10 protein-coding genes are annotated in these 12075 nt (G+C 69.4%); 5 read left to right on the forward strand and 5 right to left on the reverse strand.

Translation table 11 applies throughout. From position 1 onward, the window contains the following. The first annotated feature begins 231 nt into the window (after nucleotides 1–231). On the forward strand, nucleotides 232–426 hold the full coding sequence (locus tag IEY17_RS22770; protein WP_188991107.1) for a hypothetical protein: 195 nt from the start codon (nucleotides 232–234) through the stop codon (nucleotides 424–426). Between the two features lie 2103 nt (nucleotides 427–2529). Here IEY17_RS22770 and IEY17_RS22775 read toward each other — a convergent pair. Genes IEY17_RS22775 through IEY17_RS22785 form a run of 3 tightly spaced genes read right to left on the reverse strand, consistent with a single transcriptional unit; the run spans nucleotide 2530 to nucleotide 6589 of the window. After that, nucleotides 2530–3837, reverse strand: coding sequence for a (Fe-S)-binding protein (locus tag IEY17_RS22775; protein ID WP_188991109.1), 1308 nt, complete (start codon nucleotides 3835–3837; stop codon nucleotides 2530–2532). Continuing rightward, nucleotides 3837–5102 (reverse strand): FAD-binding oxidoreductase, encoded by a 1266-nt coding sequence (locus tag IEY17_RS22780; RefSeq protein WP_188991111.1) that lies wholly within the window; start codon nucleotides 5100–5102, stop codon nucleotides 3837–3839. Before IEY17_RS22780 ends, IEY17_RS22775 begins: the two co-directional genes overlap by 1 nt. Then, entirely contained in the window at nucleotides 5102–6589 is a 1488-nt protein-coding gene (locus IEY17_RS22785; RefSeq protein ID WP_188991113.1) for an FAD-linked oxidase C-terminal domain-containing protein, read from the reverse strand. Before IEY17_RS22785 ends, IEY17_RS22780 begins: the two co-directional genes overlap by 1 nt. 267 nt (nucleotides 6590–6856) lie before the next feature. Here IEY17_RS22785 and IEY17_RS22790 point away from each other — a divergent pair, with 267 nt between their 5' ends. Genes IEY17_RS22790 through IEY17_RS22805 form a run of 4 tightly spaced genes read left to right on the forward strand, consistent with a single transcriptional unit; the run spans nucleotide 6857 to nucleotide 9670 of the window. After that, on the forward strand, nucleotides 6857–7183 hold the full coding sequence (locus tag IEY17_RS22790; RefSeq protein WP_188991115.1) for a hypothetical protein: 327 nt from the start codon (nucleotides 6857–6859) through the stop codon (nucleotides 7181–7183). Continuing rightward, nucleotides 7180–8340: a WXG100 family type VII secretion target gene (locus IEY17_RS22795; protein WP_188991117.1), complete on the forward strand. Its 1161-nt coding sequence runs from the start codon at nucleotides 7180–7182 to the stop codon at nucleotides 8338–8340. The genes IEY17_RS22790 and IEY17_RS22795 overlap by 4 nt, the downstream gene beginning before the upstream one ends. A gap of 23 nt (nucleotides 8341–8363) precedes the next feature. Next, the gene (locus tag IEY17_RS22800; protein WP_188991119.1) at nucleotides 8364–9131 is read left to right on the forward strand and encodes a hypothetical protein; all 768 of its coding nucleotides are present in this window, start codon (nucleotides 8364–8366) and stop codon (nucleotides 9129–9131) included. Next, nucleotides 9125–9670, forward strand: coding sequence for a hypothetical protein (locus tag IEY17_RS22805; protein ID WP_188991121.1), 546 nt, complete (start codon nucleotides 9125–9127; stop codon nucleotides 9668–9670). Before IEY17_RS22800 ends, IEY17_RS22805 begins: the two co-directional genes overlap by 7 nt. 66 nt (nucleotides 9671–9736) lie before the next feature. Here IEY17_RS22805 and IEY17_RS22810 read toward each other — a convergent pair whose 3' ends face one another. Both IEY17_RS22810 and IEY17_RS22815 read right to left on the reverse strand, forming a co-directional pair. Next, on the reverse strand, nucleotides 9737–10888 hold the full coding sequence (locus IEY17_RS22810; protein ID WP_188991122.1) for an alkaline phosphatase family protein: 1152 nt from the start codon (nucleotides 10886–10888) through the stop codon (nucleotides 9737–9739). Nucleotides 10889–10913: 25 nt separating this feature from the next. Next, entirely contained in the window at nucleotides 10914–12056 is a 1143-nt protein-coding gene (locus tag IEY17_RS22815; RefSeq protein WP_188991271.1) for an acyl-CoA dehydrogenase family protein, read from the reverse strand. Nucleotides 12057–12075 lie beyond the last annotated feature (19 nt).

Raw genomic sequence — 12075 nt, forward strand, 5'->3', positions numbered from 1 at the left:
CCGCCGACGCTGCGACGTCCTGTTCGCCATGCTCCGCAACAAGACCCTCTACCAGCCAACCCGCCCCACAACCCAACCCCCGGCACCCCCAGCCGCCGCTTGACAAAACCATAGGAACACCCCCCCCCGACCGGCACGGCCACCGGTCACCATGCCGGACCGTCGCGCACCGTGCAGATCACTCCTATCCGGTAACCCGCAACAGAGAAGCAAGCGAGTCAAACACCACCCATGAACGTCGAAGAGATCAAAGCCCAGCTTTCCGCCATACCCGAGCAAATTCTCGATGAAATCGTCGGTCCGCTCATGGAAATCGAGAACAAGTTCGAACAGCACTACATCCACATCCGGATGCTCACCCATGGTTCCAACGATCCTGGCGGCAGCGTCACCGAAATGTTGGGACTACTCGCGCAGGCCAAGTAGGACACAGCCGATCTCATCGGCTACGAGGATAGGATTCGCACCGCAATCCAGTCATATGTAGGCGGCCTGTGACCCCAGTTGTCCGAACAACACCACCGCTGGCAGCACCCAGGAAAAATGCAGACGCACGCGGGATGCTGGCCGAGGTCATGCAGGCCAATCACCTGCATGCGGTGCATTTTCGGCGCAACCATCACCGCCACTAAAGGCTACACGGGTCGACGGTAGCGGCCCGCTATGAAATGAGTTCACCGGTCAGCGCGGGGATCGGCGCAGGTCCCCGCGTGCATATCACCAAGAAGGAAACGATGCGCGTCAAAACATTAGGCATCCTCATCGCAGGAGCCCTTCTCGCGACTCTATTCGTGGAGGCGAGAACCCGTTACGAAAGCACTGACCGAGTTTCAACCGACCTGATGGCTGATCTCAATGACTCCATCCAACAGCTCTGGTGGGGAGTAATTCGGTGACACGCCCAAGCCCACGGCCATCGTCCGCGTGGGCGGAGGACGCCGCCTGTGAGGCGCGGGCGACGAACGGATTCAGATCGATATCGCGCCTGCCACGACTCTGAACCGCGGTGAAGCGGGTCGTTGCCGAATTTTTCTCTACAAGATCAAGGGGCGCCGCCACGGCGGCGCCCTGCCGGGGACCCGCGCGGGCTGCGCCTGCGGCCTGGCGGCCGACCGCGCCCGCGCACCCCGGCAGCCGCCCGGGACGGACGCCAGCCACGGGCCTGTGATCAACGGACGTGCTAGCCAGAGACCGACACCTTCGACGCAGCCTACGTACGTGATCCATCCCCGATCTCGCTTTCCAACACCCCCGGTGAGGCATCCTGCTCCGCATCGTCTGTGTGAACCACGAGTAGCTCAACCGAGGTTCGCCGCGAGTGGAACCTGAACGCCACCCGCCGCAACTTGCTTGCGTCGTCGCAGTGCCGAAGAACCCGGTAGAGCCCCCATGCTCCGAACACCAGGAACGCGACCGTCACGATGACAAGCACCGACAACGCAAGACCGACGTTGTGGAACAAGGCATACCTCAGACATCACCACCGCCCAGTTCCGCGCGCCTGGACAATGCTGGTTGCCATGTCCTCAACGCGCCAAGCCACGTGGGGGTGATCCGGCTGCCGCCCCTACGCGGAGCCTGGTCCCCTCCCAGATTACGACCAGGCGAAGGCGGCCAGCCACGTTCACCAACGTGAACGGCGGACCCTGACGCAACCCCCACGCCACTCAGCGTGTTCAACCATAAACAGGACGTGACGTCGCCCTGTGCGCGGGGCACGACTGGGGCGCTCGCCGCCCCCAGACCCCAGGCAGGCCAGCAGGAAAAAGGAGGAGCCCGCAGGCTGCGGTCCGTTCGCGGACCTGCGCTCTTCCCGCCGACCTCCCCAAGGGGTATCAGACAGCGTCAAGGGGCAGACCGCATCCACCCTCACGTAAGACGCGAAGAGCGCCCCTTGACACTGCCTGATACGGCTAGCGCCAGGTCGGCGGGAAGAGCGCGAAGGCCCCTCACTTGCAGGTGGAGACCACCTACCACGAAACGAGCGGAGCACGAGGCAGCCTCGCCACCCCGTGCCCCGCTCATACTCACGACCTGGCGCGTCCGCTACCCCCGCCGACGCCGAGCGACCGAGCCACCGCCGCACCGGAACCAGCCGCCGTCGAGCGTCCGCCACGGCCGCCTCCACGTTGCCGAGCACTTCCGCCAGCCGCATCCACTCGTCAGCCGGACCGCCGCAGACCACCCACTCGCCATCACCCATGTGATGGTGCGCGAGGTCCGCGACCATCACCGCCATCACCGAGCCCGCGTGAGCGATCACCGCAGCATCAGCAGAGCTGAAATAATCATCACGGCACCACCCCGGCCGATCTTGCCCACCGTCCGCCAGGCCGTCACCAGGCCGTCCGAGGGTCGGAAACCGTCCAAACACGTCGGTACTCCTCAGCACTGTTTGTGCTGGTCAGAGCCCATATATGGACTGTCGACGCAGGCCCCGAAGGCCCCCGATACAAAGGGAACCTTCCTGTCACTTCTGGCAGGAAGGTTCCCTTGCTGGCGAACCCGCGGCGCCGCAGGGGCGTTCGGTCAGCTGCGGAGGAGGGAATCCACTCCCGCGCCGCGGATCGAGGCGTCGAGGACCTGGACCGTGTGCGCCATCGGGAGGTGTTCACCTCGGCGTTCGAGGGCCGTGCGGATCTGCATCGAGCAGCCCGGGTTGGCGGTCACCAGCAGTTGGGCCCCGGTGGCGAGGACGTTGGCCGCCTTGCGGTCGCCGAGTTCGCGGGCCGCCTGGGGTTGCAGGAGGTTGTAGACGCCTGCCGAGCCACAGCACAGTTCGGCCCGGTTGATCTCCCGGACCTCCAGTTGGGGGATGGCGCGGAGGAGTTCCCGGGGTTGGGACCGGATGCCCTGTCCGTGGGCGAGGTGGCAGGCGTCGTGGTAGGCGACGGTCACCGGCAGCGGGTGCCGTTCGGCGACCGGGCCGAGTTCGACGAGGAGTTCGGCGATGTCGCGCACGCGTGCGGAGAACTGCTCGGCGAGTTCGGCGTACTCGGGGTCGTCGCGCAGCAGCCGCGGGTATTCCTTGAGCGTGGAGCCGCAGCCCGCGGAGTTGATGACGACGTAGTCCACATCGGATCGGCGGAAGGTGTCGAGTAGGTCGCGGGCGAACTTCACGGCTTCGGTTTCCCGCCCGGAGTGTTCGCTGAGCGCCCCGCAGCAGCCCTGGGCGGGTGGGATCACGACGTCGCAGCCTTCGGCGGCGAGGATGCGCGCGGTGGCGGCGTTGACGTCGGGGAAGAAGGCGCTCTGCACGCAGCCGGTGACCATGCCCACGACTGCCCGGCGTTTGCCGCGCGCGGGCACCCGGGTGCCGAGTTTGGGGGCGCGGGTGATGGGTGGCGCGAGGGATTCCATCACCTGCAGGGCGTCCGGCAGTTTCGCCATGAGCCCGGTCCGCTTCAGCAGCCGCCCGAGGCCGAGGCGTTGGTAGAGGGCGAGCGGTCCGCGCAACGCCCGGAGCCGCCGGGGGTACGGAAACAGCGTGAAGATCGCGGTGCGCAGCAGTTTCTCCCAGCCGCTGCGGGGGTGCCGCCGTTCCACCTGGGCGCGTGTCTCGGTGATGAGGGTGCCGTACTGCACGCCGGAGGGGCACGCGGTCACGCAGGCCATACAGCCGAGGCAGGCGTCGAAGTGGCCGACCATGGTGTCGGTGAGCGGTTCGCCTTCCAGGCCCTGCTTCATGAGGTAGATGCGGCCGCGCGGGGAGTCCATCTCCTCGCCCCACAGCTCGTAGGTGGGGCAGGTCGGGAGACAGAACCCGCAGTGGACGCAGTCGTCGATGAGTTCGCGCTGCGGCGGGTGCAGCGCGTCGAAGGCACCGGTGTCGGTCATCAGATCCCTCCCACGTACCGGCCTGGGGCGAGCCGGTGCTCCGGGTCGAACTGGTCCTTGGTGCGCCGCATCAGCGCGAGCAGCCCAGGGTCGACGGGCCCCCACGGGTCTGTAGCGGTGAGCACGATGCGGGGTGCCCGTTCCAGCACCGTGTATTCGGTGCGGGCGCGCAGCGCGGCGAGGAGTCCGGCGACCGCGCTGGGGTCGGCGTCGCCGGGGAGTCCCGCGTGCAGCACGCCGAGTCCGGCGGCGCCTCGCACCGCCAGCGGTAGGCCGTGGGCGGACGCCGCTTCGCGGGTGGCGGTGAGCAGTCGCGCGAGCGCGGCGGGTTCGACGCCCATCCGCAGCCCGATGCCCGCGGCCGGGTCGAAGGGGTATTCGCCCCACCATCGCGGTGCGCGGTCGAGGACCTCGGCGCCGTGCCCGATGGCCGCGGCGAGCGCGACCGCGCGGTCGTGGGTGGCGGTGGGTCTGCCCTCGAGTTGCGCGCACACCGTGATCGGCCCACCAGGGTCGGGCTGGTCGAGTTCGATCGCGGTGGGCATGGCCTGGGAGTGCCGGACGGTGTCGGCGGCTTCGGCGGCGGTCGCGGGATCGTCGGTGGTGAGGGTGATCCAGCGGTGTTCGGCGGCGAGCGGGTGCAGACGGAACACCGCTTCGGTGATCACGCCGAGGGTTCCGTGGGAGCCGGTGTAGAGCTTGCCGAGGTCGTAGCCGGCGACGTTCTTGACGACTTTGCCGCCGGCGGTGGTGACCGTGCCGTCGGCGCGCACCACGGTGATGCCGATGAGCAGATCGCGGACGCCGCCGAAGAGGTGGCGGGCAGGACCCGCGGTGCCGGTGGCGATCACGCCGCCGACGGTGGCGGTCGGCAGCGGCTGGTCGATGGCGAGCTGCTGGCCCGCGGCCCGCACGGCCGCGTTGACCTCGGCGAGCGGTGTTCCGGCGAGGGCGTGCACGACGAGGTCGCCGGCGGCGTGCTCGACGATTCCGGTGGCGGCCGAGACGTCCAGCAGCAGGTCGACCGATCGCGGCGGCGCGCCCCAGTCGAGTTTGCTGCCGGAGCCCTTGGGCACCACCACCAGGCCGTGCTCGGCGGCGACCTTCATCGCCGCCGAGGCGCTTTCGGTGCCGTCCACGGTGGCCACCCAGCGGGGCTGGACCCCGCTGATGGCGTCATCAGCTGTCGCGTCCCGCACGTGTTCCGCGCCGAGCGCTGCAGCCAGCGCGTCCCGCGCGGTGTTCTCGGTTCCGGTGGTGTGCATCAGAACTGGTCCGCCAATCCCGCTTCGGTCAGGGGGTGCACGCCACGCCGGGGCCCGGGGACCTCGCCGCAGAGCCTCGGCGTGGGGAAGATCTTGCCCGGGTTGCAGATGCCGACCGGGTCGAAGGCGCAGCGCACGCGCTGCATGGTGTCGAGGTCGTCGGCGGTGAACATGCGGCCCATGTACTTGACCTTGTCCGCGCCGACGCCGTGTTCACCGGTGATCGAGCCGCCGTGCTCGATGCACAGGTCGAGGATCGCGCCGGAGACCGCCTCGGCGCGTTCGCCGGCGCCGGGTTCGGCGTCGTCGAACAGCACCAGGGGGTGCAGGTTGCCGTCGCCGGCGTGGAAGACGTTGGCCACCCGCACCCCGGTCTCGGCGGACAGGCGAGCGATGCGGCCCAGCACCTCGGGCAGCGCGGTCCGCGGGATCACCCCGTCCTGCACGATGTAGTCGGGGCTGATGCGACCGACCGCGGCGAACGCCGACTTGCGGCCCTTCCAGATCATTGCCCGATCGTGGTCGTCGGCGGCGACCCGGATCTCGAACGCGCCGTGCTCGCGGCAGTGCCGCTTCACCTCGGCGAAGGTGTGTTCGACCTCGGCGGCCGGGCCGTCGAGTTCGACGACCAGCACCGCCCCCGCGCCCGGCGGGTAGCCGCACTGCACGGCCTGTTCCGCAGCCTCGATGGCCAGGGCGTCCATCATCTCGATCGCCGCGGGGGTGACGCCGTCGGCGATGATCGCCGACACCGCCGCGCCGGCCTCGTCGGTCGAGGCGAACCCGGCCAGCAGGGTCTGCACGGCTTCCGGTTTCCGCAGCAGCCGCACGGTGATCTTGGTGACCACGCCGAGCGTGCCCTCGCTGCCGATGAAGGCACCCAGCAGGTCGTAGCCGGGGGCTTCGCGGGCGGGGCCGCCGAGTTGCACGATCTCGCCGTCGGGTGTGACGACCTCCAGGCCGAGGATGTGGTTGGTGGTGAAGCCGTACTTCAGGCAGTGCGCGCCGCCGGAGTTCTCCGCGACGTTGCCGCCGACCGAGCACACCTGCTGGCTGGACGGGTCGGGCGCGAAGTAGTAGCCCTGCGCGGCGACGGCGCGGGTGACGTCGAGGTTGATCACCCCGGGTTCGACCACGGCCCGCTCGTTGGCCAGGTCGATCTCCAGGATGCGCCGCATCTTCGAGGTCACCAGCAGGACCCCGTCGGCGTGCGGGAGGGCGCCGCCGGACAGGCCGGTGCCGGAGCCGCGGGCCACGAACGGCACCCGGTGTTCGGCGCAGATCCGCACGACCTGCTGGACCTGTTCGGCGGTTTCGGGCAGCACCACGACGGCGGGCACGACGCGGTGGCTGGTGAGCCCGTCACACTCGTAGGTGCGCAGCTGCTGGGGGTCGGTGATCACCAGGTCGGGCGGCAGTGCCTCGTGGAAGCGCCGCACCACCGCGGGGAGCGCGGGCCGCTCGACGTCGGGGCTGGTCGACTGCATTGTCAGCCTCCCGATGGAATTCCGGGCTACGGAAGAGCTGTTCCGATCACCGGGAACCCTAGGTTGTTCACAAGATAGATACAAGAGGTGGACCAGATGTCCGCTCCGCGCCCATTGTCCCCCGTGGGAGGATTGCGCCGATGATCTCGCGGCGCCACCGGAGCCCGGCGCCGCGCAATCGGACGGAACCGAGCGAACCCGGCGAACGTCAGAAGCCGACAACCAGACCCTACGACCGGAACCGGTCTGGCGTTGGGAGGTGACGACGTGGGTGGCCAACTGCAGGTGACGCCCGGGACGCTGTCCGGGCACGGCGGCGGCTGCGAAAGCCTCGCCGACAAGTTCGGGCAGCTGGCGCAGCTGCTGGAGCAGGCGCGCACCGACGACCAGTGCTTCGGCCCGGTCGGCAACGCGATCGGCATCAGCGACAGGTACTTCGAAACGCTGCAGGGCTGTCAGGAGACCGCCCGCAAGGCGCGGCAGTTCCTGATGGAGACCAAGCAGGCGCTTGAGGACACCATCAAGGACTACGACGAGACCGAGCGCAAGATCATCGAGGTGCTGAACAAGGCCGGGGAGGGACTCGCAGGATGACCGGACCGGGAACCTTCACCGAGCTGAACCAGGGCGACGCCACCCGCAAGAACTGGGCGGAGCAGACCCTCTCCCGCGGGTCGTCCGTGGCCAACGCGGCCTACGGGGTGCGCGACGCGGCGCTCAACACCAACGGCGACAACCTCACAGACGGCTCCGCCGCGCCGGAGTGGACCTCGGCGCTGATCTCCGGACGTCAGGAGACGCTGCAGCTCCTGCAGAATCCCGGACAGGCCCTACTGGACAACGGCCTGGGCTTTTTGGTGTCGATCGTGCTGACCCCGCTGATCGAGATCGCCGAACAGGCCATCGGCGACCCCGAGCAGATGCGCGCCACCGGCAAGGGCTGGGAGCAGGTCGCCCGGTGGCTCGACGAGGTCGCCGAGCAGGAACCCAAGCGCGCCGCGGCGACCGCGAGTACCTGGGTCGGCCAGGACGGCGACGCGTTCCGCAAGCAGATGACCGAGTTCGGCGCCGGGGCCAAGGCGCTGGCCGAGGACGTCCGCGGGCTCAAGGACACCCTCGACGGCATCGCGGACATGTTCGACATGTTCGTCGAGCTGGTCATCAACATCATCACCGAGTTGATCATCAGCCTGATCATCCAGTGGCTCGCCGCCCTCGCCGCGTCCTGGATCACCGCGGGCGCCTCCGTGGGCGCGGCCAGCGCCACCACCACGGCATCGGTCGGCGTCACCGGCGGCCGGATCGCCGCCCAGGTCGCGAAGGTCCAGGCACAGCTCTACAAGTGGCTGAAGAAGCTCGAGGAGCTGCTCAACAGGATCCGGTCCCAGGGCCGTTTGCAGCGGTTCCTGGTCGACCGGCTGGCCAAGACCAAGAGCAAGGAGATCGGCACCAACCCCGACGGCACGCCGATCTTCGCGTCCAAGACCAGCAACGTGTTCATGGGCCGGTTCGGAATGGAGAAAACTGGCGAGGCAGCCTTGGCGGCCAGCGTCAGCGGCAAGGTGATCGGCGGGGTGCTCGGCGGCAAGGACTCGCTCGGTAAAGCCGCGATGTCCGGTGTCGTCGAAACCGCCGAGGGCCAAGCCGTCAAGCAGATCCCCAAGGAGATGTACGACCAGGCAAACCAGCGCCTCAACGGCCAGCTCACCCCGGAGGAACGGAAAGCCGTGCAGGAGAAGGGCTTCTCGTGATCACGTTAGGAGTCCGCTGACCGGTGTACTACTCCCAGGAACACCTCATGCTCAGCGCGCGCAGGTGGTGGTGCGAACCGGGGGAACCCATCGTGTGGGCGTTCCCCGACCCTTACCACACCCCGCTGTTCGAGGTGCGTGGCCTCACCGAACACGGCAAGAAGCGTCGCAACATCCTCACCCGCGCCGCTTTCCAGGCCGGGGCGCTGCCGATCCGCATCAACGCGTGGCTGTTCGACAGCGCCGAGCAGGCTGACCAACGTTCCCGCCCGACCGCGGTGGTGTCGGCCCGGCAGGTCGACAGCCTGGCCGTGCGGATGACAGCGACCTCGGGCGAGGCCGTCCCCGGCGAGCTTCCCGGGATTCTGGTCGCCACACCTGCTCGCCTGGCACTGCTGGAGCTCGCCAAGCTTCCCGAGCAGCCGCGTGACGCTGTCGACAAGGTGCTGGACAAGGTCGACGCGTTCGTCAAGGGCAACCCGGTCGGCAGGCTCCTGGAGGACTTCACCGCCACCATGGGCTCCGTCGACAACTTCAAGGGCCGCATCATCCCCAAGGAGGGGGTGCCCGAGGTCGTCGAACGCGCCTGCGTGCGCACCGATCAGATCAGCGGCTACGAGGTGGTGCGGCGGGAGTTCCGCTGGCTCGGCTACGACAGGGACAACCGCGACGGCCAGTACCTGCGGATCACCTTCACCGACGGGTCGCGGCTCGACCTGCACATCCCCTCGGGGGCGGAGCCGGATCTGGTGCTGGGCCTGGTACGGGGCAACGGGGGCGGAAGTTGGTAGCGACACCGAACGACCTCACGCAGCTGGCCGGGCAGGGGTGGCTGCGCCCGGGCGAGTCGCTGCACCGGATCTTCGAGCGGCGCCCGGGGTTCCTGGCGTCCACAGTGGCCGGTCACAGCCGCGTGCCGCACGCACCGGTCAACCCGGTACCGACGTGCACGCAACCGGTGTCGGAGGACTACCCCGAGCCGTCCGAGCTGGTCGCCCGCGGGGAGCACCTCGGCGACGAGTGGGTGCACGACCGCGGGATTCGCGGGTGGGCGACGGCCGCCGAGGGCCGCCAGCTCGCCGTGCAGGTCGCCGACGTGCTGACGGCCGGAAACGGCTACGCCTGGCTGGTCGCCACGACGCAGCGGCTCGCCGTGGTCATCCCGGCCCGGTTCGTCGAGCAGCCCCCGGCCCCGCTGGTCACGTGGTGGGAACAGCCGCCGAGCGCGGTGCGGGGTGTCCGCGACGTGGTGCTGGGCCGCACGTTCCTCGGCGCACCGTTCGCGCAGCTCGACTTCGCCGACGGCTCGACGCTCCTGCTTCGCCGGTAGTCAGGTCCGCGACAGCGATCCCGGCCAGCAGGTCGCCGGGTCACTCACCGCGGCCCGAACAGCCCCTCACCCGCCCAGCACCAGCACCGGGACCAGCTGCTCGGCGGAGGTCAGCGACCCGTGGTGGCCGCGCAGCGCCGACTCCCCCGGCTCCACCGCGGAGCGGATCACCGCGCTGTCGCGCATGATCGCGAGCACGTCGCCGATGCGGCCGCGCACCCCGTCGCCGACCACCGGCCCGAACCAGCCGTCGTCGATGGCCTGCTGGCCGGTGATCACGACACCGCGGTCGCCGATCGTCTCCGACCACGTCGCCTGCACGTCCACCAGCGCCCCGGGTTCGACATAGACCTGGCGGGCGCGTGGTTCACCGCCGAGCAGGCGGACCCCGGCGCGCAGCGCGGGATCGGTGTCGGCGTCGAAGGCGTCGGCGGGGTCGACGGCGACCATGCCGTGGTCGGCGACCACCGCGAGCACCGCCGACGGCGGCAGGTGCTCGGCCAGCGTCACCACCAGCCGGTCGATCTGGGTCAGTTGCAGCCGCCACGGCAGCGAACCGGGCCCGTGGACGTGCCCGAGCAGGTCGAGGTGCCCGTGGTAGCCGTAGCACAGCGCAGGGCCGCCGGCGCCGAGCGCGGCCAGCAGTTCGGCGGCGAGGTCGCCCAGCGCGCTGACCCCGCGGAACTCGCCGCCGCGCAGCGCGGCCCGGGTCAGGCCGGTACCGCGGAACTCCCGCGGCACCGCGGTGCGGACGTCCACGCCCGCGGCGGCCGCGCGCTCCAGCACCGTCGCCGTCGGCTGCGCCTGCTCCGGCGGCCACTGCTCCAGCAGGCTGCGGCGGTTGCCGGTGGTGCCGTGGGTTCCCCAGCTCAACGGGTGCAGCAGCCCGCCCGAGGGTTCGGCGAAGGTGTAGCCGACGACGCCGTGCTCACCGGCGCAGCGGCCGGTGCCCAGCGAGGTGAGGCTGGTGACCGTGGTGGTCGGGAATCCCGCCTTCAGCGGTGGGGACGTCAGCAGCGAGGCCATGAACGGCGCGTCGGCGGCGTGCTCGCGCAACAGGTCGTGGCCCAGGCCGTCGACGAGCAGCACCGCGGCCGTGCGGCAGGTCGGGAAGCCGATGGTGTCGACGAAACCCGCCACCCCCATCGCGCCCAGCAGCGACGGCAGCACATCGGCCAGCGCACGCCCGTCGTGGTCGGGGGCGACGATCCAGTCCATGGCTGTGCCTCCTGCCGGCCGCGGGTCAGAAACCCATTCCACGCCCGATGATCTCCTTCATGATCTCGGTGGTGCCGCCGTAGATCGTCTGGATGCGCGAGTCCAGGAACGCCTTCGCGACCGGGTACTCGGTCATGTAGCCGTAGCCGCCGTGCAGCTGCAGACAGCGGTCCACGACCCGCTTGTTCAGCTCGCTGAGCCACCACTTGGCCATCGCCGCGTGCTCGCCGTCCAGTTCACCGCGAACGTGGTCCTGGACGCAACGATCGGTGAACACCCGGCCGATCTCCACCTCGGTGGCCATCTCGGCCAGTTCGAAGCGGATGTGCTGGAACGTGCCGATCGGGCGGCCGAACGCGGTGCGGTCCCGGCAGTACTGCTTGGTGAGCTCGAGGACCTTCTCGGCGGTGGCGGCCGCGGCGACGGCGATCGACAGCCGTTCCTGGGGCAGATTCTGCATCAGGTAGATGAAGCCTTTGCCCTCCTCGCCGAGGAGGTTGCGGGCGGGCACCCGCACGTCGTTGAAGAACAGCTCGGCGGTGTCCTGCGCCTTCTGGCCGATCTTGTCGAGGTTGCGGCCGCGTTCGAACCCGGGCATGCCGCGTTCCACCACCAGCAGGCTGATGCCCTCGTGCCCGGCGTCCGGGTCGGTGCGGGCCACCACGATCACCAGGTCGGCGAGGATGCCGTTGCTGATGAAGGTTTTCTGCCCGTTGAGCACGTAGTGGTCGCCGTCGCGGACCGCGGTGGTGCGAATGCCCTGCAGGTCGCTGCCCGCGCCCGGTTCGGTCATGGCGATCGCGGTGATCAGCTCGCCGGAGCAGAACCCGGGCAGCCAGCGCTGCTTCTGCTCCTCGTTCGCCAGCGCGATCAGATAGGGGGCGATGATGTCGTTGTGCAGCGGTGAACCGAACCCGGAGACGCCGGCGGCGACCAGTTCCTCGTCGAAGACGACATTGAAGCGGAAGTCGTCCACGCCGCCACCGCCGTAGCGCTCGTCGACAGCGAAGCCCAGCAGCCCCTGGGCGCCGGCGGCCAGCCACGCCTCGCGGCTGACCACCCCGGCGGCCTCCCACTCCTCGGTGTGCGGCACGAGTTCCCTGGCGATGAAGGCGCGCACCGTCTCGCGGAACGCCTCGTGCTCGGGTTCGAACAGCTCCCGGCGCATCAGGTCACGCTTCCTCTCG

This window comes from Saccharopolyspora thermophila, assembly GCF_014646075.1.
GTDB lineage: Bacteria > Actinomycetota > Actinomycetes > Mycobacteriales > Pseudonocardiaceae > Saccharopolyspora > Saccharopolyspora thermophila.